Below are 23,605 nucleotides of genomic sequence, written 5' to 3' on the forward strand. Positions count from 1 at the left end.
CCGTACCCACGCCGGGTGAACGCCCTCGCGCGTGACGGGTCAACGTACCGGTCGTTACACGGAACGACAGGGGGCTACAGACCTCGCGGGAAGGCTTGGGGGTAGTTCGGGCGATGGGTCAGCAGCGCAGGCGCACGGGCGGAGCGGTCCTCACGGCCGCGGCGGTGAGTCTCATGGCCGTCGCCACGGGATGCTCGGGAGGTGGCGCCGCCGCTGACGACGGGCGTGCCTCCGCCGACGCCCTCGACGTGGTGCGGGAATCCGCCGACGCCCTTGTCCGCTCGGGGACTTCCAAGGCGCGTACGTCCATGGAGATGGCCAGCGGGGGTACCCGTGTGACCATCCGTGGGCAGGGATCGTACGACTTCAGGCGGCAGGTGGGGCGGTTCGTGGTCGTTCTGCCGAAAGATCCCGCCGGGGAGGTCGAGCACCGCCCCATCACCGAGTTGATGGCGAGCGGCGCGCTCTACATGAAGAACCGCGGCGCCGGGGTGCCCGCGGACAAGTGGGTGCGGATCGACACGGCGACGCTCTCGGACGGCAACCTGGTCACGGGCGGGGCCACCGATCCGCTCGCCGCCGCGGAGCTGCTGCGGGGCGTGCATAAGGCGTCGTATGTCGGGGAGACGACGGTGGCGGGCGTGAAGGTGCGGCACTACCGCGGGGTCGCGGACCTGCCGAGCGCCGCGAAGTCCGCTTCCGAGGGGCAGCGGCCGGCTCTGAGGGCCGCGGCGAAAGGGTTCAGCAAGGGCCATGTGCCGTTCGACGCGTACGTCGACGAGGAGGGGCGGCTGCGGAAGCTGCGGCAGCAGTTCAGTGTCGCGAACGCCGCGGTGGCGTCGACCACGCTGCTCTTCGACTTCGGGGTGCGGGTGGACGTGCGGCTGCCCGCGAGCGAGGACATCTTCGCGGGGAAGATCGCGGAGAAGTAGGGGACCCGGCCCGTCGGTCCGTAGTCGGCCCGTAGTCGACCCGGCTAGTCGCTCCGGTGGCGGAAATGGTCCGTCCGTGCCATGCGCGGTGCGTAGGCCGCTCCCTACTCTAGGAAGTCGGTACCGGCAGGAAGCAAGGTCAGGAAGAGGTGATGAACGTGGCTCTGGTGCGCGGTGCGACCGTTCAGGACCACGTTGCCCTTGCCGAGATCGAGCTGTGCGGTGAACTCATCATCGCGGCGTCCGCCGCCGGTGAGGATCGGCTGAGTGCCGACCGCATTGACGAGGTCCTGAAAGTCTCCACCGATGTGGGGCAGCTGGGCGATAACCGGGACTAGTCCCGGAGCGAGCCTCGGTCCGCCGGGGTGGGGGAGTGGCCCGGGCCCTGCCGCGTCCCTTCGCTTCACTTCACTTCATTTGGCTTTATTTCGCTTCAAGGCCAGGTGTGCGGCGCAGGCTCAGGTACGCAGTTCAAGACCAGGCGCGCGGCGCGGGCTCAGGTGCGCATCATGCGCGCGATCGCCTTCGTCGCTTCCTCGACCTTCGCGTCGATCTCGTCGCCGCCCTTGACCGCAGCGTCCGCCACGCAGTGGCGCAGGTGCTCCTCCAGGAGTTGGAGGGCGAAGGACTGGAGGGCCTTGGTGCCCGCCGAGACCTGGGTGAGTATGTCGATGCAGTAGACGTCTTCCTCGACCATCCGCTGCAGGCCACGGACCTGCCCCTCGATGCGCCGCAGCCGTTTGAGGTGCTCGTCCTTCTGCTTGTGGTAGCCGTGGACACCCTGGTCGTGGCCGCCCTGCTCGTGGCCGCCGGGCACGGAGGGCGCGTCGGTGTTCATGGCCACACCGGCCGCATCGGTGGTCGTCATCGAGTCCTCCTGCTTGGACAGTCACTCTGCTGGGCAGTCATAGAGAAGCCACTGGCTGAACTGGCATGAACTGGCTTCCTATACCCCTAGTGGGTATAGGATACTCGATTGCTCGGGGGGCGTGCTGATCACTGTGCCTGATGGGCGACACTGGGGTCTGGCCGGTTAGCCGTGGCCGGATGATGCGCCTAGCATCAGCCTGACCGAATCCAAAGCACCCCGAGGACCCCACGTGCGCTTTCGTCTGACCCCCAGGGAGACGAGCTTCTACGACATGTTCGCCGCTTCTGCGGACAACATTGTCACGGGCTCGAAGCTCCTGATGGAACTGCTCGGGGCTGACGCCTCCGCCCGAGCCGAGATCGCAGAGCGTATGCGGGCCGCGGAGCACGCTGGAGACGACGCGACACACGCGATCTTCCACCAGCTGAACTCCTCCTTCATCACGCCGTTCGACCGCGAGGACATCTACAAGCTCGCGTCGTGCCTGGACGACATCATGGACTTCATGGAGGAGGCCGTCGACCTGGTCGTTCTTTACCAGGTCGAGGAACTCCCCAAGGGAGTCGAGCAGCAGATCGAGGTCCTGTCGCGAGCCGCCGAGCTCACGGCGGAGGCCATGCCGAATCTGCGGACGATGGACAACCTCACCGAGTTCTGGATCGAGGTCAACCGTCTGGAGAACCAGGCCGACCAGATTCACCGCAAGCTCCTCGCCCAGCTCTTCAACGGCAAGTACGACGCCATAGAGGTGCTGAAGCTCAAGCAGATCGTCGACGTGCTTGAAGAGGCGGCCGACGCGTTCGAGCACGTCGCCAACACGGTGGAGACCATCGCGGTCAAGGAGTCCTGAGGCCTCTCCATGGACACCTTTGCTTTGATCGTGACCATTGGCGTCGCGCTCGGATTTACGTACACGAATGGCTTTCACGACTCTGCGAACGCCATCGCCACTTCCGTCTCCACCCGTGCGCTGACGCCCCGTGCGGCACTCGCGATGGCCGCCGTCATGAACCTCGCGGGCGCCTTCATGGGCAGCGGGGTCGCCAAGACGGTCAGTAAGGGTCTGATCGAGACGCCCGAAGGCAACAAGGGAATGTGGATCCTCTTTGCCGCCCTGGTGGGCGCCATTGTCTGGAACCTCGTCACCTGGTACTTCGGGCTTCCTTCCTCCTCCTCCCACGCGCTTTTCGGTGGAATGGTCGGAGCCGCGCTCGCCGGTGGAATCGGGGTGATCTGGTCCGGAGTCCTCGACAAGGTCGTCATTCCGATGTTCCTTTCGCCCGTGGTCGGCCTTGTCGCCGGTTATCTGGTGATGTGCGCGATCATGTGGATGTTCCGGAAGTCCAACCCGCACAAGGCCAAGCGTGGCTTCCGTATCGCGCAGACGGTGTCCGCGGCCGGTATGGCGCTCGGGCACGGTCTGCAGGACGCGCAGAAGACCATGGGCATCGTGGTGATGGCCCTGGTCATCTCCGATGTGCAGAGTGCCGACGCGCCGATTCCGATCTGGGTCAAGATCTCCTGTGCGCTGATGCTCTCGCTCGGCACCTACGCGGGTGGCTGGCGCATCATGCGTACGCTCGGCCGCAAGATCATCGAGCTGGACCCGCCGCAGGGGTTCGCCGCCGAGACCACCGGCGCGGGCATCATGTTCACCACCGCGTTCATGTTCCACGCGCCGATCTCCACCACCCACGTGATCACTTCCGCGATCATGGGTGTGGGCGCCACCAAGCGTGTGAACGCCGTGCGCTGGGGTGTCGCCAAGAACATCATCCTCGGGTGGTTCATCACGATGCCCGCGGCTGCCATCGTGGCCGCGGTGAGTTTCTGGATCGTGAACTTCGCGTTCCTCTAGCGAGTAGCCGACGGTAAAAGCAGTCGGCGGTAAAAGCACACGGAAAGGCCCGCCCCCCGGGAGCCAGGGGGCGGGCCTTTCTTTGTTGCCCTCGCGGTGGCACCGCCATGCAGCACCGCAAGGAGTCCGGAGAGCCGGGGCAGGGGGTACGGCCTAGCCGAAGCGGCCCGAGATGTAGTCCTCGGTCGCCTGCACGGACGGGTTGGAGAAGATCCGCTCCGTGTCGTCGATCTCGACGAGCTTGCCGGGCTGGCCGACCGCCGAGAGGTTGAAGAACGCCGTACGGTCCGAGACGCGCGCCGCCTGCTGCATGTTGTGCGTCACGATGACGATCGTGAAGCGCTCCTTCAGCTCGCCTATCAGGTCCTCGATGGCGAGCGTCGAGATCGGGTCCAGGGCCGAGCAGGGCTCGTCCATCAGGAGCACCTGGGGCTCGACCGCGATGGCCCGCGCGATGCACAGACGCTGCTGCTGGCCGCCGGAGAGGCCGGAGCCGGGCTTGTTCAGGCGGTCCTTGACCTCGTTCCAGAGGTTGGCGCCCTTGAGGGACTTCTCGACGATCGCGTTCAGCTCGCTCTTCTTGTACGAGCCGTTGAGCCGCAGGCCCGCCGCCACGTTGTCGAAGATCGACATCGTCGGGAACGGGTTGGGGCGCTGGAACACCATGCCGATCGTGCGGCGCACGGCGACCGGGTCGACGCCGGGACCGTAGAGGTCCTCGTCGTCCAGGAGCACCTTGCCCTCGACGCGGCCACCCGTGGTGACCTCGTGCATGCGGTTGAGGGTGCGCAGGAAGGTGGACTTGCCGCAGCCGGAGGGGCCGATGAAGGCCGTCACGGAGCGGGGCTCCACGGTCATCGAGATGTCCTCGATGGCCTTGTGGGAGCTGTAGTACGCGGTCAGGCCCGATACGTCGATTCGCTTGGCCATGGGGATCACTGCTTTCGAAGGGGTACGAGAGGGTCGCTGATGGCCGCGGTCAGCGGCCCGTCTTGGGGGCCTTCCAGCGGGCTACGCCGCGGGCCGCCAGGTTGAGGATCATGATGAAGCCGATGAGGGCGAGGGCAGCCGCCCAGGCGCGGTCGTAACCGGCCTGGTTGCCCGCCGCGTACTGCTGGTAGATGTACAGCGGCAGCGAGGCCTGCGAGCCTTCGAACGGGTTCGTGTTGATCATGGGGTTGACCCAGACCAGGAGCAGGACCGGTGCGGTCTCGCCCGCGATACGGGCGACCGCGAGCATGACGCCGGTCGTGATGCCGCCGATCGCGGTGGGCAGGACCACCTTGAGGATGGTCCGCCACTTCGGGATGCCGAGGGCGAGTGACGCCTCCCGCAGCTCGTTCGGGACGAGCTTGAGCATCTCCTCGGTGGAGCGCACGATCACCGGCATCATCAGGATGGCGAGCGCCATGGCGCCGGCCCAGCCGGAGAAGTCGAAGCCCAGGATCAGGATCCAGAAGCTGAGGACGAACAGGCCCGCGACGATCGACGGGATGCCGGTCATGACGTCCACGAAGAACGTGACGACCTTGGAGAGCTTCCCGCGCCCGTACTCGACGAGGTAGATCGCGGTGAGCAGGCCGATCGGCACGGCGATGACGGAGGCCAGGAGCACCTGCTCCAGGCTGCCGATGATCGCGTGGTAGATGCCGCCGCCGGGCTCGTCGTCCGCGACCACGCCCATGGAGTGCGTCAGGAAGTAGCCGTTGAAGACGGTCGAGCCGCGCTCGACGGTCTCGTAGATCAGCGAGGCCAGCGGGACGACGGCCAGCAGGAACGTGACCCACACCATCGAGGTGGCGAGGCGGTCCTTGGCCTGGCGTCCGCCTTCGACGGCGACCGCGGCGGCGTACGAGACGACGACGAAGAGGATGGCCGCGATGAGGCCCCACTGGATGTGGCTGTTCAGGCCCGCGCCCACTCCGATGCCGATGCCGACGGCGGCGGAGCCGAGTGCGACGACGGCCGGTGTCCAGCGCGGGAGCCGTGCGCCCTGAAGGCTCGTGGGCTTGACGATGGTGGCGCTCATGCGTTGGCCCCCGAGTACTCCTTGCGGCGCGCGATGATCATGCGGGCCGCGCCGTTGACCAGCAGCGTGATGATGAAGAGGACCAGGCCGGATGCGATGAGCGCGTCACGGCCGTACTCGGTGGCCTCGTTGAACTTGCTCGCGATGTTCTGCGCGAAGGTGCCGCCGCCGGGGTCGAGCACGGACGCGCTGATGAGGAAGGTCGGGGAGAGCACGGTGGCGACGGCGATGGTCTCGCCGAGCGCGCGGCCCAGGCCCAGCATCGAGGCGGAGATGACGCCGGAGCGGGCGAAGGGGAGCACCGACATGCGGATGGTCTCCCAGCGCGTGGCGCCGAGCGCGAGCGCGGCCTCCTCGTGCATCTTCGGGACCTGGAGGAAGACCTCGCGGCTGACGTTCGTGATGATCGGCAGGATCATGATGGCGAGCAGGATGCCCACCGTCATCAGGGAGCGCGGGGCGCCGCCCTGGTACTCGAAGACGCCGGTCCAGCCGAAGTAGTCGTCGAGCCAGCTGTAGAGGCCGGTCAGATTGGGTGCGACCACGAGGGCGCCCCAGAGGCCGTAGACGATCGACGGCACGGCGGCCAGGAGGTCGATCACGAAGGCGATGGGGGTCGCCAGCTTGCGCGGCGCGTAGTGCGAGATGAACAGCGCGATGCCGATGGCCACGGGGACGGCGATCACGAGGGCGATCACCGAGCTCACCACGGTGCCGAAGACCAGGACCGCGATGCCGAAGTACGGCTTGCCGCCGGTGGTGCCACCGGCCGGGTCCCACTCGAAGGTGGTGAGGAAGTTGCCCGTGTTGTCCGAGAGGGCGAGGCTCGCGCGGTAGGTCAGGAAGGCCGCGATGGCGGCCATGATCACGAGCAGCGCGATACCGGAGCCGCGCGAGAGACCGAGGAAGATCCGGTCGCCGGGGCGGGTGGCGCTGCGGCGCGGACGCTTGGGTGTGATGCCCGACGGCTGTACGTCGTCGCGTCGGGGGGGTGGGGGTGCGGTCGTACTGCTTGGTATATCCATAGGATTCTCCGGTCTGCGGAGCCGATCACCGCTTCTTCAGCGGGTGTTGCTCCTGGCGGCGGTGCACCGGACGGTGCGGCCGGCCCTGACTCACGGGGCCGGCCGCACGCGGTTCAGCTAGCTCAGGCCCGCGACGGTCTTGCGGACCTTGGAGATGATCTCGGCCGGGATCGGCGCGTAGTCGTTCTCCTTGAGGACGTTCTGGCCGTCCTCGCTGGCGATGTAGGTCAGGAAGGACTTGGTCGCGGCCAGGGACTCGGCCTTGTTGCCCTTCTCGCAGAGGACCTCGTACGTCACCAGGGTGATCGGGTAGGCGCCCTCGGCGGTGGGCTTGTAGTTCAGTTCGAGGGCGAGGTCGTTGCCCTTGCCGACGACCTTGGCCTCGGAGATCGCCTTGGAGGCGTTGTCGACGGTGGCCTTCACCGGCTGCTTGGCTTCGGTCTTCAGGTCGACCGTGTTGATGCCGTCGGCGGCGTAGGAGAGCTCGAAGTAGGAGATGGCGCCCTCGGTCTGCTTGACCTGGCCCGCGACACCGGAGGAGCCGTTGGCGGACTGGCCGCCCTTGGCCTCCCAGGACTTGCCGGGCTCGTGCGACCAGGCGGACGGGGCCGCGCCCTTGAGGTACTTGGTGAAGTTGTCCGTGGTGCCGGACTCGTCCGAGCGGTGGAACGCCTGGATCTTGGTGCTGGGCAGCTTGGCGTCGGGGTTCAGCTTCTCGATCGCCTTGTCGTCCCAGGTCTTGATCTTGTCGTCGAAGATCTTCGCGAGGGTTTCGGCGTCCAGGACGAGGTTGTCCACACCGGGCACGTTGTAGCCGACGGCGATCGGGCCGCCGACCATCGGCAGGTCGATGGCCTGGCTGTCCTTGCAGACCTTCTTCGACGCCGCGATCTCCTCGGGCTTCAGCGCCGAGTCGGAGCCCGCGAAGGCGGTCTGGCCCTGCATGAACGCGGTGATGCCGGCGCCGGAACCCGTCGGGTTGTAGTTCAGCTGAACGTCCTTGCAGGTGGTCGAGTAGACCTTCCGCCAGGCGTCGATCGCGTTCTTCTGCGCGGACGAACCGGAGGCCGCGAGCTGGCCCTTGGCGTCATCACACTTGATGTTGGCGTTGGCGGTCGTCTTCTCGCCGGTGCCGCCGCTGCCGCCGCTCGTGTCGTCGGAGCCGCACGCCGTGAGGGCCAGGGCGCCGGAGACGGCGATGGCGCCGAGGGAGAGGGCGCGGAGCCGGTTCTTGCGCTGAAGCTTCACTTTCGGGTCTTCCTTCCGGGAGCCGCCGGCCCTTTGCTGGCGGCGTGCGAGGTCTTCGTCGTGCGGTGCTGCGGTCCTGCCGTGCTGAGGTCGTGCTGAGGTTCTGCGGTCTTACGTTGTGTTGTAAGGCTGAAATTAGGCAGGGCAGGTGAAGCGGCCGATGGGCATGAGTGAACGGAGGGTGAACCTCGGCGGTCGGCCTGGTTAGGCAATGTGCTACGGAACGTAGCGGATCATTTACGCCGGGTTGAGGACGCCGAGAAGGGCGTCGACAAGCTGCTGGTCACGGCGTTGGGTGAGGCGGTTGCGGGCCGCTGTCGGCGAGAGCCAGAGGATGCGGTCGACCTCGTTGTTGGGTGAGAAGTGACCGTCGGCCACCTCCGCCGCCCAGTAACTGACCTCTTTGGGGCGACCTTGGGCGATATAGCGGACCGTGGGGAGGCGGGTGCCGGGGGTGCAGCGGTGGCCTGTCTCCTCCTCGACCTCGCGCAGGGCGCCGTCGAGCGGCGTCTCGGCTCGCTTCAGCTTGCCTTTGGGGTGCGACCAGTCGTCGTACTTCGGCCTGTGGACCAGGCAGATCTCCAGCTCGCCGTCGTGCGGGGAGCGGCGCCACAGGACGCAGCCCGCGGCCCGTACGACATCTCCGTCTCCGTCGCCGTTCGTCATGGAGTACTCACCGTTTCCGTCTCGCGGAGCCAGGCCTGGTGGAACGCGAAACGGGCCGCTTCCACCTCATGACGCTGGTCGGCGTGCAGGACGCCGAGTGCGTACGCCGTCGCCGGGGCGATGCGCGGGGTGCGGGCGGCCGACGCCGCTGCCGACGCGGCGTCCGCCGCCTCGCGGTGGCGGTCGAGGGCGTGGCCCGCTTCCACGAGGCGGAGGTCGTCGCCGGGGCTGCCGGTGAGGACCTCCTGGGCGTATCTGTGCAGGCGCAGGAGGGCGCGGGTCTTCAGCCAGGGAGCGTCCTGGGCCTCGGGTGCGGCGTCGGCCTCGGCGGCGAGGCCGTGCGTCAGGGCTTCCGCGTTGTACGGGTGGCCCGCCTGGCCCAGGGGGAGCGCGGCGATCGCCTCCGCGAGGTCGCCCTCGGCCCTTGCCGCCAGTGGCTTCAGGTCCTCCTTCGCCCGGACGAGCGGGACCTCGCTTGCCAGTACGGCCACGTTGTCCGCGACCGCGTGGAAGCGGGAGGAGCCGAAGGCCTGGAGGGCGGCGGAGTGGGCCCGCGTGCGGGCCAGGGTCAGCTGGCGCTCCAGCAGCGCCGCTGCTTTGGCCGCGCCCACCGTCAGGCCTCTTGGAGCGCCGCCCTGTTCCCCCGCACCCTGCGTTGTGGGCTGTGCCCACCCGTTCCGCCTCGCCGAACGCCTGCCCACGGCGGGAGCCACCTCGACGCGATCCGTGGGCGCCGGAACCGTCGGCGTGCCCGACAAGCGGTGCAGCGCGTCAAGCAGCCGCTCCAGGCGGGCCGCGTACGCGTGTTCGTGGGCCAATGTGCCGGAGAGCCAGCCCAGTTCGGGCCGCAGCCCGGACGCCCACTCCTGGTCGAGGAGCGGGCGGAACGTGTGCAGGGTGCCGCCGATGCGGCGGGCCGCGCGGCGCAGGGCCCTGGCCGCCTCCAGGGACCCCTCCGCGCCCTGCGCGTCCGTCGTCGACTCGCGGTGCAGCCGCAGCGAGCGCAGGAACTCCGTGGCCTGGCCCTGCAGATAGGCCGACAGGACGTCGCCTGTCGTCGTCTCACGGTTTAGCTGTGCCACGCCGGCGCCTCCGGGCGTCAATGAGCGTCTCCTGTACGTTCCGCAGGGGCTGGCCCTCCGGATCCAGCGCGTGCCGGGTCCAGTTGCCGTCCGCGCCCAGGTGCCAGGAGGCGGTGGTGTCCGACATGCCGGTCTCCAGGAGCCGGTTCAGCGTCGACCGGTGTGCCGGGTCGGTGACCCTCACCAGTGCTTCGATACGTCGGTCGAGGTTGCGGTGCATCATGTCGGCGCTGCCGATCCACACCTCGGGCTCGCCCGCGTTGCCGAAGGCGAAGACGCGGGAGTGCTCCAGGAAGCGGCCGAGCACGGAACGGACCCGGATCGTCTCCGAGAGCCCCGCGACACCCGGCCGCACCGCGCAGATCCCGCGCACCCACACGTCCACCGGCACACCCGCCTGCGAGGCGCGGTAGAGCGCGTCCACGACGGCCTCGTCGACCATCGAGTTGCACTTGATGCGCACGTAGGAGGGGCGGCCCGCGCGGTGGTGCTGGATTTCCTTGTCGATGCGTGAAATGAGCCCGTCACGAAGGGACTTGGGGGCGACCAGGAGACGGCGGTAGGTCTCGCGGCGCGAGTAGCCGGAGAGCCGGTTGAAGAGGTCGGACAGGTCGGCGCCCACCTCCTGCTTGGCGGTGAGCAGCCCCAGGTCCTCGTAGAGCCTGGCCGTCTTGGGGTGGTAGTTGCCCGTACCCACGTGCGAGTAGCGGACCAGGGTGTCGCCCTCCTGGCGGACGACGAGCGACAGCTTGCAGTGCGTCTTCAGGCCGACGAGGCCGTAGACGACATGGCAGCCCGCCTCCTCCAGCTTGCGCGCCCACTTGATGTTCGCCTGCTCGTCGAAGCGCGCCTTGATCTCGACAAGGACGAGCACCTGCTTGCCCGACTCGGCGGCGTCGATCAGCGCGTCCACTATCGGGGAGTCGCCCGACGTCCGGTACAGCGTCTGCTTGATCGCCAGGACGTTCGGGTCGGCCGCCGCCTGCTCCAGGAAGGCCTGCACGGACGTGGAGAACGAGTCGTACGGGTGATGCAGGAGTACGTCGCGCTCGCGCAGGGCGGCGAAGATGTCGGGCGCGGAAGCCGACTCCACCTCGGCGAGGTCGCGGTGCGTGCCCGCGATGAACTTCGGGTACTTCAGCTCGGGCCGGTCGAGGGCCGCGATGCCGAAGAGCCCGGTCAGGTCGAGCGGGCCCGGCAGCGGATAGATCTCGGCCTCGCTGATCTTCAGCTCGCGCACGAGCAGGTCGAGGACGTTCCGGTCGATGGACTCCTCGACCTCAAGGCGCACCGGAGGCCCGAAGCGGCGCCGCATGAGCTCCTTCTCCAGGGCCTTGAGGAGGTTCTCGGCGTCGTCCTCCTCGACCTCTAGGTCCTCGTTCCGGGTGAGCCGGAACATGTGGTGCTCCTGGATCTCCATGCCAGGGAACAGCTCCGCGAGGTGCGCGGGAGCCGCTATGACGTCCTCGATGGGGACGTACCGCTGGGGGGAGGCCTCAAGGAAGCGGGAGAGGAGGGGCGGGACCTTCACGCGGGCGAAGTGGGTGTGTCCTGACACCGGGTTGCGCACGACCACGGCGAGGTTGAGCGAGAGGCCCGAGATGTACGGGAAGGGGTGCGCGGGGTCGACCGCGAGAGGGGTCAGGACGGGGAAGATCTGCTGCCGGAAGAGCGTGAAGAGGCGGGACTGCTCCCTCTCGGTCAGCTCGTTCCAGCGGACCAGGTGGATGCCCTCGTCGGCGAGGCCGGGGGCGACGTCTTCCTGGTAGCAGGCGGCGTGCCGGGCCATGAGCTCGCGGGAGCGGTTCCAGATCAGATCGAGGACCTCACGGGGCTGCAGGCCCGAGGCCGAACGGGTGGCGACGCCGGTCGCGATGCGCCGCTTGAGGCCTGCCACCCGGACCATGAAGAACTCGTCCAGGTTCGAGGCGAAGATCGCCAGGAAATTAGCCCGTTCGAGTAGCGGGGTGTTCGGGTCCTCGGCGAGCTCCAGAACGCGCTCGTTGAAGGCCAGCCAACTGCGCTCCCGGTCCAGGAACCGGCCCTGCGGAAGCTCCTGGCCGTCGTGTCCTATCTGGCCGTCCTCGTCGTACGCGTCGAGATCCGCGTCGATGTCGGGGTCGAGGTCGGACACGGCGGCCGACAGCGTGTGCGGGCGGTGAGCGGCGATGGAGCCCACGGAGGGCTGGGCGTGTGTGATGGTGCCGTGGCTCGAAGGGTCTCCGTCATGGCCGGTGGTGGGCGACGGGTGGGACTGACCTTGCGTGCTGGGCTGGCTCATGGCCCCATTCTTCCGCGCGGGGACTCCGATAGGCGCGTCGGAAAGCGCCGGGGTGAGGAAGAGCTTCCCGTTCATGGGCGGAGGGTCGGGCACGGCGGGCTGCATTGAGTGAGGGTCGCAAGCCAGTCTGAATCGCTGGTTACGGCGACATGACGTGCGGGACATGTGCGGGAGGCCCCCGGACGTCTACATGTCCGGGGGCCGTGCGTGATGTCAGGCGGCGTGGCGCTTGAGCACGCGGAACGCGGCGTAGGCGGCTGCTGCGGTGAGGGCGAGGACGATGCCCGTCTCCACGAGCTGGAGAGGCCAGAAGTGGGACGAGGGGTGGAAGTCGTTGTACCAGGCGGTGATGTGGTGCCTTTCGAGGCACTGCTTGAAGTCACCCACCCCGTTCAAGCACACGGACGTGTCGACTCTGCTCCCGTCGGCGGTGAGCATGCCCTGCTCCACCAGATAGCTGGATGTGGCCGGACCCGCCCCGTACATGCCCGGCAAGGTGACCGTCTCCGTTGCCCACAGGTGGGACCGGAGCAGCGGCAGCGCGAGGACCGCGCCCAGTGTGACGGCCAGCGTGGCGCCCATCGCGAGCAGCGTGCGCCGCAGCACCACCCCCGCGAGCGCGCCCACGGCGAGGCCGAGCAGGGCGTACGCGAGAGCGACCGGGCCCACGGATCCGTAGATCGCCCGCTCGTACCAGCCGGCCTGGGAGTAATTGATCTTCGGCCCGGTGCTCCAGGCCCAGCGCTGGACGACGGCGAGCAGCGTCACGCCGACGACCACCAGGGCGGCGTACGAGGAGAGCCGTACGGCGAGCCAGCGCACGGGCGAGACGGACTGCGTCCAGGCCAGCTTGTAGGTGCCGGTCTCCATGTCCCGTGCGATCAGCGGGCCCGCCACGAACAGGCCGATCAGGCAGGGCAGCGCGAGTACGGCGATGCCCGCGTAGTCGATGTTGCGGTGGAACTGCATCTCGGTGTCGACGTACTCGCGGACCGTGTCGTAGCAGTCGGGTGTGGTGTTCGCGATGGTGCAGCCGGTCGCCGTGAAGGTGTCTGCCGCCTGCCCGGCCACCAGACGGGCGACGATCAGCGCCGCGATGCCGAGCACGAGCAGCCCGAGCGTGATCCACAGGGCGTTGCGGTGCTGACGCAGCATGGCGCGGTACGGGCCGGGCAGGGTGAGGGCGGTCCGGCGGCCCTGGGCCCGGGTGGGTGCGGTCGTAGTCGCGGTCACGTGGTCACCGCCGGCTCGGTCACGGTCGTGCTCGGCGTCAGCATCGCGGGTGCTTCGGGGGAGCGCAGGTGGGCCAGCAACAGTTCCTCCAGGGACGGCTCTTCGACGTCCCAGCCTTCGCCGACCGGGCCCTCCGGGCGGATCAGAGCGGTCAGCCCGCGCCCCGTGGCGCGGGATTCGACGACGGTGTGCAGGGCGAGGTCCTCCACGGGGCGGCGCCCGGTGACCAAGGCGTGCGCGCCGACGAGGTCGTCGATGCCGCCGCCGAGCCGGACTCGGCCACCGGAGACAAGGAGCAAGTGGTCGCAGGCGTCGGCCAGTTCGCTGACGATGTGCGAGGACATCACCACGGTGGTGCCGTGCTCGGCGGCCTCGGCCATCAGCGTCCCCATCAGCTGATGCCGGGCGAGCGGGTCGAGATCGGCCATCGGTTCGTCCAGGAGAAGGAGTTCGGCCCGCTTGCCGAGAGCGAGGGCGAGCGCGACGCGGGTGCGCTGACCGCCGGAGAGGCTGCGGATGCGGGACTTCGGGTCCAACTCCCCTTCCTGTACGACCCGTTCGGCGATGGCGGCATCCCAGCGCCCGGGGTTCAGCTCGGCGCCGAGCCGCAGGGTGCCGTCGATGCTGAGCTGCGGGTAGAGCGGCTTGTCCTGGGCGACGTACGCGAGGCGCGGACGCGCGGTGGCCGGGTCGGTGCCGAGCACGGTGAGCGCGCCCCCGGTGGGCCGCATCAGTCCGGCCGCTAGGGCGAGGAGCGTCGACTTGCCCGCGCCGTTGGGTCCGACGACCGCGCAGATCCTTCCGGCGGGCAGCCGGAAGGAACAGTCGCGCAGGGCATGGCCCCGCCGCCCGTAACTCTTGGCAAGCGCGGCCGCCTCGATGGCGGTGTCGGTCATGCGTGGTCCCCCTTGGTCACGTGCTGCGCTGGCTGCGTCTGCTCTGACTGCGTGAACTGCTCTTCTAGTACGGCGCTGAACAGCGCCGCGACGTCGTCCCTCTCCAGACCGGAGGCGCGGGCGCGGGCGGCCCACTGGCTCAGCTCGCCGCGCAGGGGGGAGTCGGTGGGCGTGGAGCCCAGCGACTTCCGCACGAAGGTGCCGAGCCCCCGGCGGGCCTCGACCAGGCCTTCGCGTTCCAGCTCGCGGTAGGCCTTCAGGACCGTGTTCGGGTTGATGGCCGTCGCCTCGACGACCTCACGGGCCGTGGGCAGCTTGTCGCCCGGCTCCAGCAGGCCCAGGCGCAGGGCCTGTCGGGTCTGCTGGACGATCTGGAGGTAGGTGGCGACGCCGCTGCGCCGGTCGATACGGAACTCGACCATGCCCTTGCACCACCCTTTCACTAATTGAGTAGTGAAAGGGTGGTGCAAGGGGGTGCGTTCCGTCAAGGGGGAGGCGGCCTTGTACTGTCTGCCGCTCAGCATTGACGTGAACATGTATGGAAAGTCGGGGGACTTATCTTGTCCATGCCACCGCCGCCTCAGGGCGGCTATCAGCAGCCTCAGCAGCCGTACGGCCAGCAGCCTCAGCAGCCGTATCAGGGGCAGCAGCCGTATCAGGGCCAGCCGCCGCAGTACCAGGGGCAGCCGCCGTACCAGGGGCCGCCGCCCCAGTATGGCCAGCAGCAGTTCGCACCGCAGCAGCCCCAACAACCCCACCCACCCCAGCAGCCCCAGCGCCCGCGCGGCGGTGGCGGCAGCTCCTTCAACCGGCAGTCACCCCTGATGAAGGTGGTGGTCCTGCTCATCGCCGGAGTCATCGCGGGCGTCTGGTGGTATTCGAGCCGCGGCAACACCACGGGTCCCGGCAGCGAGGCCGCCAAGGCGCCCACGGCCGCGGAGGTCGGCGACTGCGTACAGAACAAGGGATCAGGCGGCAGCCCGGACATGGAGGTCGTCGACTGCTCCGGCACGACGGCCGAGTACAAGGTGACGAGCAAGCACGAGACCGAGTGCGAGCCGGGGGAGTCCCGCTATGAGCAGACCCGGCGCGGCCGGGTGCAGTACAGCATGTGCCTGAAGCCGGTCGAGCCGAAGTAGAAGTGGGCGAGAGGCCGAAGACGCAGGAAGGGGGGGGGGGGGGGGGGGGGGGGGGGGGGGGGGGGCGGCGGGGGGGGGGGGGGGGGGGCGCCCCCCCCCCCCCCCCCCCCCCCCTTCCTGCTGCCTGCTACTCCCGCATCGCTCAGGACTCGGTCCGGTACATCAGATCCGTCTCGTGCGTGACGAACCCGAGCCGTTCGTAGACGCTCACCGCCGCCTTGTTGTCCGCGTCCACGTACAGCATCGCCGTCGGCAGCCCCGCCCCCGCCAGGTGGTTCAGGCCGATGGTCGTCAGCGCCTTGCCGAGGCCGCCGCCCTGCGCGCCGGACCGCACCCCGAGGACGTACACCTCGCCGAGGCCCTCGTCCGCGTGCACCTTGGTCCAGTGGAAGCCGACGAGTTCGCCGTCCTTCTCGGCCAGGAAGAAGCCCGCCGGGTCGAACCACGGCTCGGCCTTGCGGTCGTCCAGGTCGCGCTGGGTGAGAGAGCCCTGCTCGGGGTGGTGGGCGAAGGCGTCGGCGTTCACCGCGAGCCAGGCCGCGTCGTCCTGGCCGGGCACGAAGGCGCGTACGGAGACGCCTGCGGGAAGCACCGGCTCGGGCAGGTCGAGGCCCGCCAACGGCCGCCGCATCTGCCGCAGTTCGCGGAAGAGGGTGAGCCCGAGCACCTGCGCGAGGTGCCGCGCCGCCGAGTGGCCGCCGTGCGCCCAGATCCGCAGCCGCCGGCCGGACTCGGCGAGCAGAGCGGTGCCTAGGGCCCGGCCGTGCCCGCGCCCGCGGTACGAGGGGTGCACGACGAGCTCGGCGGCGGGGGCCTCGATGGGGTCGGTGTCCTCCAGCTGCGCGTACCCGACGAGGTCGTCGCCGACGCCGAGCAGCAGGTGCCGCACCCCCGCCCGCGCGCCTCCCCGCAGCTGCAGCCGCCCCTGCTCGGACACGGCCTGCTGGCCGTCCGTGCGGGCCGCTTCCGCGATGAGGCCGAGCACGGCGTCGGCCTGGTCGGAGGTGAGGGCGGCGACCGTGTCGATCTGCCGCAGGGTGGCGGGAGGCTGCTGCTCGTCAGTCATGGAGTCGAGGGTACGGCGGCGGCCGGTCGGGGAGCAGATCACGGACGTACTCACGGCTTGCGGGGGAGTGCACGACGGCGTACGCGCGTCTGTCACCGCCCCGGCCGCCCTCGCTCCCGGTTGTCCTCGGCCGCCCCCACCCCGGCCGTCCTCGCCCCCGGTCGCCCTCGGCCGCCCCCGCCCCCGGCCGCCCTCTCCCCCCCCGTACGCCGTCACTCCTGTCCTGCGCACCATCCCGAGCGTCCCGAGCCTCCCGAGCGCCCCAAATATCCGAAGTGCCCGCGACGGCAACCACCTCGTAACCCGTAACCCCCTGTCGCGCTACGCGCGTTGACTTTAGGCTGCGCGGGAGTTTCACACCCTCAGCCGCTCTATACCCTCCAGGGGGACACGTGCCAGCCACTCCTCAGCCACGTCGGCCCAGACGCCGAGCCGCCCGCGTGCTCGCCGCCGCGGCCAGTCTCGCCACGCTCGGCGCGCTGGCCGCCGCACTGCCCGCGAGCGCCGGACAGGACCACGCGGGAGCGTCGGGCGGGGCGGAAGCGGCGGGCAAGAAGCGCACCGTCGACGTGCAGCTGCTGTCCTTCAACGACTTCCACGGCAATCTCCAGCCGCCCGCGGGGTCGTCGGGCCAGGTGACGGAGAAGCAGGCGGACGGGACCGAGAAGAAGATCGACGCGGGCGGTGCCGAGTACCTCGCCACGTCTCTTCGTACGGCCCGCAAGGGCAACCCCTACAGCGTCACGGCGGCGGCGGGCGACCTCATCGGCGCGAGCCCGCTCCTGTCGGGTCTCTTCCACGACGAGCCGACCGTCGAGGCGATGAACAAGCTCGACCTCGACGTCACCAGCGTCGGCAACCACGAGTTCGACGAGGGGGCCAAGGAGCTGGCCCGCATGCAGAAGGGCGGCTGTCACCCCAAGGACGGCTGCTTCGAGAAGGGCAAGAAGTTCAAGGGGGCCGACTACCCCTACCTCGCGGCCAACGTGACCGACGAGAAGTCCGGCAAGCCCATCCTCAAGCCGTACTGGGTCTGGAAGCACAAGGGCGTCAAGGTCGGCTTCATCGGCGTGACGCTGGAGGGCACGCCGGACATCGTCTCCGCCGACGGCGTCAAGGGGCTCAAGTTCCACGACGAGATCGAGACGGTCAACAAGTACGCCAAGATCCTCGACAAGCAGGGCGTGAAGTCGATCGTCACGCTCCTCCACGAGGGCGGCGTCCCCGCGTCGCAGACCTACAACTACAACTGTGACTCCCCGGGCGCGGGCGACGGCATCTCGGGCCCCATCACCACCATCGCCAAGGGCATCACACCCAAGGTCGACGCCCTGGTCACCGGGCACACGCACAACGCGTACGTCTGCACGATCCCCGACCCGTCGGGCAAGCCCCGCATGGTCACGTCCGCCTCCTCCTTCGGGAAGCTCTACACGGACACGACGCTCACGTACGACCGCAGGACGAAGGACATCGTCCGTACGAGCGTGAAGTCCGCGAACCACGTCGTCAGTCGGGAGCAGGCGAAGGCCCCCGACATGACCTCGCTGATCTCCCGCTGGGACAAGCTGGCGGCCCCGGTGGCCAACCAGTCCGTCGGCTTCATCTCCGGCGACATCCCGGGCCGCGGCGCCACCACGAAGGAGGCACCGCTCGGCGACCTGATCGCGGACGCGCAGCTCGCGCACGGCAAGTCGCTCGACCCGGAGACGGATCTGGCGCTCATGAATCCGGGCGGCATCCGCTCCGACCTCGTCCACAAGGCGAGCGGGAGTGAGGGCGACGGCGTCGTGACGTACGGCGAGGGCTTCACCGTGCAGCCGTTCAGCAACACGGTCAATCTCGTCGACCTGACCGGCGCGCAGCTGATCACCGGCCTCAAGCAGCAGGTGAGCGGGTCGAACGAGGCATCCCCGAAGATCCTTCAGGTCTCGGACGGTCTGACGTACACGCTGGACATGACGAAGTCCGGCGCCGACCGCGTCGTGACGGACTCGATCAAGCTGGGCGGCAAGGCGATAGATCCGGCCACCACCTACCGTGTGGCGATGAACTCGTTCCTCGCGGGCGGCGGCGACGGCTTCGCCGAGCTGGGCAAGGGCGTGAAGCCGCTGGTCGGCAGCGATGACCTGAAGGCGTTCAACGACTACCTGACCGCCAACTCCTCGGCGGACAAGCCGATCGCCCCGCCCGAGGCGGACAGGATCACCGTCGTGAAGTGAATGAGGCGTTAACAGTCGCACTCAGTAAGTGGCCGAAATCGGTCGTTACTGGGCGTGAGGCTTGGGGTGGGGTGTGAACGTATGGTGAACTCAGCTGATGCGTTCCCCCCACCGCATAGCCACGCTTCCGCCCGATCACGACCAGGCTTATCCGCCTGATGGTTGGCATGCCGAATCGGTTCGCCCCGAAGCAGCCCCCGAGGCGGTAGAGACCACCGCTCCGCTCAATCCGTACGACGAGCTCGGCGCCCTCGCGACCCCGAACCCGAACCCGCTGGAGCGATTCCTCCACGAGGCGGACGACGAGGACGAGGCCGGCAAGTCGGACGCCCCGTGGCAGCCTCCGAACCACCGCCGAGGCGGCCGGGGTCGGGGCCGCGGTCGCGGCCGCCGCCGCACCCGGTTCGCCGGGCTCCCGCTCGCGGCGAAGGCCGTCGTCGCCCTCGTCGTGCTCGCCGCCTTCCTCGCGCTCGGCGACCGCTGGGCCCTGCTCTACGCCGAGCACGAGGCCGCGGACAAGCTCAAGGACTCGATGCACCTGAGCGCGGCGCCCGAGGTCGAGATCGAGGGCTTCCCCTTCCTGACCCAGGTGCTCGACAAGCGCGTGGACAAGGTCAAGGTCACCGTCCCTGACGTCGCGGCCGACCGGATCTCGCTCGCCCAGGTCTCCGCCACCGGGACGAACGTGAAGATCACCGGCGACGGCCCCACCGACATCAAGGGCGCCCTCATCCAGGAGATGAACGGCGAGGTGATGCTCTCCTTCGACGACCTGAACCGCGAACTGGGCGCGTCGCAGGTCACCTTCAGCGGCCACGGCCGCGACCAGGTGCTCGCGCGCGGCACGCTGCCCGTCGCGGGCCACGACCTGAAGCTGCGCGCCGACGCCCGCATCGAGCGCAACGGCGACCGCGGCATCTCCACCGACATCGGCAGGATGAGCCTGCAGCTCGGCGACCTGGCGACCTACCGGCCCGGCACCCGCGACTCCGAGGGCCTGCACCTCAGCAAGAAGTCCGCGGACCGCCTCGCCGATGAGACCGCCAAGGCGAAGGCGCTGCTCTCCGTGCCGTCGATCGTCCAGCGGCTCGGCGTATCGGATTCGGTGGTCAGCGGCGCCCTCAAGAGCGACACCAAGCTGCACGACCTCGTCGGCTCACCGCGCTTCATCAACGACGTGATGGGCCTCAACCTCATCGACGTCGCGATGGGCCACCCCGAGCTCCTGAAGAAGCTGGGCCTGGACCCGGCGCTCCTGAAGGGCCTCGCCCAGCTCACCCGGCCCGCGCTCGCCGACCGCCTGACGCTCGCCTTCCAGCTGCCGAAGCTGCCCGGGGACGGCCACGTGTGGCTGAAGGACGTGAACGTGGAGAAGGACGGAATCAGGGTGCGGCTCACGGGGACCGGGCTGAGCATCGGCAAGTAGGGGCCGGGCTGAGCATCGGCAAGTAGGGGACCGGGCCTAGCCGGTCGGGGGCGGGGTGGGCGCGCCCGGCAGGCGGACCGTCGCCACCGTCCCGCCGCCCTCGTCAGCGGCGGGCCGCAGCGCCACCTCGCCGCCCGACTGGTGCACGGTGCGGGCCACGATGGACAGGCCGAGGCCGGAGCCGGGGAGGCTGCGGGCCGACGGGGAACGCCAGAACCGGTCGAAGACGTGCGGGAGTTCGTCGGCGGGGATGCCGGGGCCGTGATCGCGGACGGTCAGCGAGCCGCCCTTGAGAGCCACCTCCACGGTGGACCCCGGGGGCCCGAACTTCACCGCGTTGTCCAGGATGTTCACGATGGCCCGCTCCAGGGCCGCCGACTCCGCGCGTACGTACCAGGGGGCGAGGTCCGCGGCGAACGTCAGCTCGGGCCCGCGCAGACGCGCCCGCTCCAGGGCGGCCTCCACGACCTCGTGCAGGGCGATGACCTGCACCTTGCCACCCTGTCCGCTGTCCGTACGCGACAGCTCCTGCAAGTCGCCGATCAGCGCCGCCAGTTCCGTCATCTGCGCCGTGACCGAGGCGAGCAGGGCCTTGCGGTCGTCGGGCGGGATGGCACGCCCGGTGTCCTCGCTGCGGGCGAGCAGCTCGATGTTCGTACGGAGCGAGGTGAGGGGGGTGCGGAGCTCGTGACCCGCGTCGGCGATGAGCTGCTGTTGCAGGTCGCGTGAGGAGGCGAGGGAGGCGGTCATGGAGTTGAAGGAGCGCGAGAGGCGCGCGATCTCGTCGTCGCCCTCGGCGGGGATCCGCAGGTTCAGATCCTCGGTACGGGCCACATGCTCCACGGCCGCGGTGAGCTCGTCGACGGGGCGGAGGCCGGTGCGGGCTACCCAGAGGCCTGCGGCGCCTGCGCCGAGTACGCCGATGCCTGCTGCCGCGGTGAGCAGCAGGGCGAGCTTGTTCAGGGGGGTGTCGATCTCGGAGAGCGGGCGGGACAGGGACACCGTGAGGTTGCCCTGTACCTGCGTCAGGACGCGCACCGACTCGCCGTCGTCGGTTTTGCCGTCGTGCAGGGTCTGCTCCCGAATGCCCTGGGCCACCTGCAGATCGTCCCCCTCCACCACGACGGGTGTGGAGCCGCGTCCCACGCAGCGCGTGCCGTCCGGCTGGACGACCTGCACGAAGACCGTCGTGGTGCCGGGCGCCGTCTCGTCGTTGGGGGAGCTGTGCGTGTCGCGACAGGGGGCGACCGTGTCCGCGAGGTAGGGGGTGCCGACATTGAGGCTGCGCAGCGAGTCGTCCATCTGGTCCCGCAGTTGCGAGCGGGTGAGGAGCCAGCACGACACCGCGACGGCGGCCACCGCCAGTGCCACCACACACGCCACCAGCAACGCGAGCCGCGAGCGCAATGGCATCGTGCGGTACCGGTGGAAGAACCCGCTCACTCGCCGCCCCCGCCGGACCCCGGCCGCAGCACATACCCCACACCCCGCACCGTATGAACAAGCCGGGGCTCGCCCCCCGCCTCCGTCTTGCGGCGCAGGTACATGACGTACACGTCCAGGGAGTTGGAGGACGGCTCGAAGTCGAAGCCCCAGACCGCCTTCAGGATCTGCTCCCGCGTGAGCACCTGACGCGGATGCGCGAGGAACATCTCAAGGAGGGTGAACTCCGTGCGGGTCAGCTCCACCGTGCGCGCTCCGCGCGTGACCTCACGGGTCGCGAGGTCCATCCGCAGGTCACCGAAGGCGAGCGTGTCGCCCTCCTCGACCTGCCCCGCCCCGGCGGCGTACGAACTGCGCCGAAGGAGTGCCCGGATCCGGGCGAAGAGCTCGTCGAGTTCGAACGGCTTGACCAGGTAGTCGTCGGCGCCCGCGTCGAGCCCCGTGACGCGGTCGCCGACCGTGTCCCGCGCGGTGAGCATCAGGATGGGCGTCAGGGAGCCGGTCGAGCGGAGTCGGCGCGCGGCGGTGAGGCCGTCCATGCGGGGCATCTGGATGTCGAGCACGACGAGGTCGGGGCGGTAGGCCGCCGCCTTCTCCAGGGCGTCGGCGCCGTCGACGGCGACCTCCGTGCCGTACCCCTCGAAGGCGAGGCTGCGCTGTAGCGCCTCCCGTACGGCGGGCTCGTCGTCGACGATCAGGATGCGCTGCTGCTGCTCGCCTTCGGCGGGGCTCATCGGCTGGTGACTTCCTCGGGTACGGGTACGGGTCCGTGTGCGCGTCGGAGTGCGGGTCGGACGGGGCCGGTATCAGCCTCGCACGCGTGCGCGGGGCTTGCGGCGTGCGGCGGGCCGGGACTGCGCCGTGACCGCCTTGGCTGCCGTGGCCACTTCCGGGGCGCGGGCCGCGGCGGAGCCGTGCAGTTCCCCGGCCACGGCGAGGGGGAGGCCGAGCCCCGCCGGGTCGGTGTCGGGCTGTCCCCAGCCGATGGTGGTGGCGAGCGCGTGCCGGGCGCGGTTGACGGTGATCAGGGTGGTTCCGGGCATGGCGGGCATGGCGGCCTCCAGGGAGCGTTCGGGGTCAGTCGGTGGAGCCGGCCCGCAGGGTGTCGAGGTCGGCCTTGACCGTGTTGATCGGGATGGCGAAGCCGAGGCCGACGCTGCCCGAGCTCGACTCGGTGCCGCTCTGCGACGAACTGGGCGAGTACATCGCGGAGTTGATCCCGATGATGTTGCCGTTCATGTCTATGAGGGCGCCGCCGGAGTTGCCCGGGTTGAGCGAGGCGTCGGTCTGCAGGGCTTTGTACGTGGTCTTCGACGACCCGGTGTCGCCGTTGAACTGCTCACCGCCGTACTCGAACGGCCAGTTGCCGCCGCCCTGCTGTTGCTGCTGCTGTCCCTGGTCCTCGTCCGTCGAGACGGTGACGTCCCGGTCGAGGGCGGAGACGATTCCGCTGGTGACGGTGCCGGTCAGGCCCTCGGGGGAGCCGATCGCCACGACGTTGTCGCCGATCTTCACGTTGTCGGAGTCGCCGAGGCTCGCGGGCTTCAGGTCGGACGCGCCCTCGACCTTGATCAGCGCCAGGTCCTTCTTGCTGTCGGTGCCGACGACCTTGGCGTCGTACGACTTGCCGTCGTCCGTCTTCACCTTGACCGACGAGGCACCGGAGATCACGTGGTTGTTGGTGATGATCTCGCCGCCGGCCGTGACGATCACGCCGGATCCGGTGGCCTCACCCGCGTTCGACTTCGCGCTGATCTCCACGATGCTGGGGCTGACCGCTTCGGCGACGCCGGAGACGGTGCCCTTCTGGCTCGTGGGCACGACGTTCGTGTTGGTGGCGCTGCTCGACGCGGTGTCGTTGCCGGTCAGCTCCTGGAAGGCGTAGGCGGTGCCGCCGCCTACCGCCGCTGCCGCGATGGCGACGGCGGCGAGGAGGGCCAGGGGGCCCCGGGCCCGCTTGCGCGGGGGCTTCGGGGGCGCTTCCGGTGCCTGCCCGTGCTGCTGTGTCGGCGCTTCCGGTGCGAAAGCGGGCGGGGGCGGGTAGGCGCCCTCCGTACCGCCATGGTGCACAGGCGCTGACGACTGGTGCTGCTGGGGGTACTCGCCGCTCTGGCGGAAGTTGTCGGTCATGGGTTCTAGGCTGGTCCGCCTTCATGAGAGGCGGCTGAGTACGCCCTGAGAACGCCCA

23 protein-coding genes are annotated in these 23,605 nt (G+C 69.4%); 7 read left to right on the forward strand and 16 right to left on the reverse strand.

Annotation, left to right across the window (positions count from 1 at the left end; translation table 11 throughout):
- Positions 1–113: 113 nt before the first annotated feature.
- Positions 114–932 carry an SCO4651 family lipoprotein gene (locus ACZ5CR_RS34090; RefSeq protein ID WP_468864741.1) on the forward strand — a complete coding sequence of 273 codons (819 nt, stop codon included), beginning with the start codon at positions 114–116 and terminating at the stop codon, positions 930–932.
- 152 nt (positions 933–1,084) lie between these two features.
- A complete protein-coding gene (locus ACZ5CR_RS34095) occupies positions 1,085–1,270 on the forward strand; it encodes a hypothetical protein (RefSeq protein WP_468864743.1) in 186 nt (61 codons plus the stop codon).
- A gap of 158 nt (positions 1,271–1,428) precedes the next feature.
- Here the strand turns inward: ACZ5CR_RS34095 and ACZ5CR_RS34100 are convergent, their stop codons facing one another.
- Complete coding sequence (locus ACZ5CR_RS34100) at positions 1,429–1,800, reverse strand: metal-sensitive transcriptional regulator (RefSeq protein WP_468864746.1); 372 nt, start codon at positions 1,798–1,800, stop codon at positions 1,429–1,431.
- Between the two features lie 232 nt (positions 1,801–2,032).
- Between ACZ5CR_RS34100 and ACZ5CR_RS34105 the strand changes: the two genes are divergently transcribed.
- Together ACZ5CR_RS34105 and ACZ5CR_RS34110 are read left to right on the forward strand one after the other, a co-directional pair.
- Positions 2,033–2,653 carry a DUF47 domain-containing protein gene (locus ACZ5CR_RS34105; protein ID WP_389915768.1) on the forward strand — a complete coding sequence of 207 codons (621 nt, stop codon included), beginning with the start codon at positions 2,033–2,035 and terminating at the stop codon, positions 2,651–2,653.
- A 9-nt stretch (positions 2,654–2,662) separates the two neighbouring features.
- Positions 2,663–3,661 carry an inorganic phosphate transporter gene (locus tag ACZ5CR_RS34110; RefSeq protein WP_468864748.1) on the forward strand — a complete coding sequence of 333 codons (999 nt, stop codon included), beginning with the start codon at positions 2,663–2,665 and terminating at the stop codon, positions 3,659–3,661.
- 153 nt (positions 3,662–3,814) lie between these two features.
- Here ACZ5CR_RS34110 and pstB read toward each other — a convergent pair whose 3' ends face one another.
- From pstB to ACZ5CR_RS34160, 10 genes are all read right to left on the reverse strand, one after another.
- Positions 3,815–4,591 carry a phosphate ABC transporter ATP-binding protein PstB gene (gene pstB, locus ACZ5CR_RS34115; protein ID WP_389915774.1) on the reverse strand — a complete coding sequence of 259 codons (777 nt, stop codon included), beginning with the start codon at positions 4,589–4,591 and terminating at the stop codon, positions 3,815–3,817.
- Between the two features lie 49 nt (positions 4,592–4,640).
- Positions 4,641–5,690 (reverse strand): phosphate ABC transporter permease PstA, encoded by a 1,050-nt coding sequence (gene pstA, locus ACZ5CR_RS34120; protein WP_468864751.1) that lies wholly within the window; start codon positions 5,688–5,690, stop codon positions 4,641–4,643.
- Positions 5,687–6,715, reverse strand: coding sequence for a phosphate ABC transporter permease subunit PstC (pstC, locus tag ACZ5CR_RS34125; protein ID WP_468864753.1), 1,029 nt, complete (start codon positions 6,713–6,715; stop codon positions 5,687–5,689). Before pstC ends, pstA begins: the two co-directional genes overlap by 4 nt.
- A gap of 117 nt (positions 6,716–6,832) precedes the next feature.
- Entirely contained in the window at positions 6,833–7,963 is a 1,131-nt protein-coding gene (gene pstS / locus ACZ5CR_RS34130) for a phosphate ABC transporter substrate-binding protein PstS (protein ID WP_468864755.1), read from the reverse strand.
- A 237-nt stretch (positions 7,964–8,200) separates the two neighbouring features.
- Positions 8,201–8,629, reverse strand: coding sequence for an NUDIX hydrolase (locus tag ACZ5CR_RS34135; RefSeq protein ID WP_468864757.1), 429 nt, complete (start codon positions 8,627–8,629; stop codon positions 8,201–8,203).
- Positions 8,626–9,711 carry a CHAD domain-containing protein gene (locus tag ACZ5CR_RS34140; RefSeq protein ID WP_468864759.1) on the reverse strand — a complete coding sequence of 362 codons (1,086 nt, stop codon included), beginning with the start codon at positions 9,709–9,711 and terminating at the stop codon, positions 8,626–8,628. The genes ACZ5CR_RS34135 and ACZ5CR_RS34140 overlap by 4 nt, the downstream gene beginning before the upstream one ends.
- The gene (locus tag ACZ5CR_RS34145) at positions 9,692–12,097 is read right to left on the reverse strand and encodes an RNA degradosome polyphosphate kinase (RefSeq protein WP_468864761.1); all 2,406 of its coding nucleotides are present in this window, start codon (positions 12,095–12,097) and stop codon (positions 9,692–9,694) included. The genes ACZ5CR_RS34140 and ACZ5CR_RS34145 overlap by 20 nt, the downstream gene beginning before the upstream one ends.
- Before the next feature lie 108 nt (positions 12,098–12,205).
- Complete coding sequence (locus ACZ5CR_RS34150; RefSeq protein ID WP_468864763.1) at positions 12,206–13,225, reverse strand: hypothetical protein; 1,020 nt, start codon at positions 13,223–13,225, stop codon at positions 12,206–12,208.
- The gene (locus ACZ5CR_RS34155; RefSeq protein ID WP_468864765.1) at positions 13,222–14,121 is read right to left on the reverse strand and encodes an ABC transporter ATP-binding protein; all 900 of its coding nucleotides are present in this window, start codon (positions 14,119–14,121) and stop codon (positions 13,222–13,224) included. Before ACZ5CR_RS34155 ends, ACZ5CR_RS34150 begins: the two co-directional genes overlap by 4 nt.
- The gene (locus ACZ5CR_RS34160) at positions 14,118–14,543 is read right to left on the reverse strand and encodes a GntR family transcriptional regulator (RefSeq protein ID WP_468864767.1); all 426 of its coding nucleotides are present in this window, start codon (positions 14,541–14,543) and stop codon (positions 14,118–14,120) included. Before ACZ5CR_RS34160 ends, ACZ5CR_RS34155 begins: the two co-directional genes overlap by 4 nt.
- Positions 14,544–14,687: 144 nt before the next feature.
- Between ACZ5CR_RS34160 and ACZ5CR_RS34165 the strand changes: the two genes are divergently transcribed.
- Entirely contained in the window at positions 14,688–15,260 is a 573-nt protein-coding gene (locus ACZ5CR_RS34165) for an LppU/SCO3897 family protein (RefSeq protein ID WP_468864769.1), read from the forward strand.
- A 142-nt stretch (positions 15,261–15,402) separates the two neighbouring features.
- Here ACZ5CR_RS34165 and mshD read toward each other — a convergent pair whose 3' ends face one another.
- On the reverse strand, positions 15,403–16,326 hold the full coding sequence (mshD, locus tag ACZ5CR_RS34170) for a mycothiol synthase (protein WP_468864771.1): 924 nt from the start codon (positions 16,324–16,326) through the stop codon (positions 15,403–15,405).
- Between the two features lie 392 nt (positions 16,327–16,718).
- Here mshD and ACZ5CR_RS34175 point away from each other — a divergent pair, with 392 nt between their 5' ends.
- Together ACZ5CR_RS34175 and ACZ5CR_RS34180 are read left to right on the forward strand one after the other, a co-directional pair.
- Complete coding sequence (locus tag ACZ5CR_RS34175) at positions 16,719–18,548, forward strand: bifunctional metallophosphatase/5'-nucleotidase (RefSeq protein WP_468864773.1); 1,830 nt, start codon at positions 16,719–16,721, stop codon at positions 18,546–18,548.
- Positions 18,549–18,645: 97 nt separating this feature from the next.
- Positions 18,646–19,974, forward strand: coding sequence for an LmeA family phospholipid-binding protein (locus ACZ5CR_RS34180; protein WP_468864775.1), 1,329 nt, complete (start codon positions 18,646–18,648; stop codon positions 19,972–19,974).
- A gap of 36 nt (positions 19,975–20,010) precedes the next feature.
- On the opposite strand, the gene ACZ5CR_RS34185 is transcribed toward ACZ5CR_RS34180, so the two are convergent.
- The 4 genes from ACZ5CR_RS34185 to ACZ5CR_RS34200 all read right to left on the reverse strand — a co-directional run bounded on the left by ACZ5CR_RS34185 (position 20,011) and on the right by ACZ5CR_RS34200 (position 23,547).
- On the reverse strand, positions 20,011–21,417 hold the full coding sequence (locus tag ACZ5CR_RS34185) for a sensor histidine kinase (RefSeq protein WP_468864777.1): 1,407 nt from the start codon (positions 21,415–21,417) through the stop codon (positions 20,011–20,013).
- Positions 21,414–22,151 (reverse strand): response regulator transcription factor, encoded by a 738-nt coding sequence (locus ACZ5CR_RS34190; protein ID WP_468864779.1) that lies wholly within the window; start codon positions 22,149–22,151, stop codon positions 21,414–21,416. The genes ACZ5CR_RS34185 and ACZ5CR_RS34190 overlap by 4 nt, the downstream gene beginning before the upstream one ends.
- Positions 22,152–22,223: 72 nt before the next feature.
- The gene (locus ACZ5CR_RS34195) at positions 22,224–22,469 is read right to left on the reverse strand and encodes a hypothetical protein (RefSeq protein WP_468864781.1); all 246 of its coding nucleotides are present in this window, start codon (positions 22,467–22,469) and stop codon (positions 22,224–22,226) included.
- A 25-nt stretch (positions 22,470–22,494) separates the two neighbouring features.
- A complete protein-coding gene (locus tag ACZ5CR_RS34200) occupies positions 22,495–23,547 on the reverse strand; it encodes a S1C family serine protease (protein WP_468864784.1) in 1,053 nt (350 codons plus the stop codon).
- Positions 23,548–23,605 lie beyond the last annotated feature (58 nt).

Source organism: Streptomyces sp. NPDC031274, from assembly GCF_055570235.1.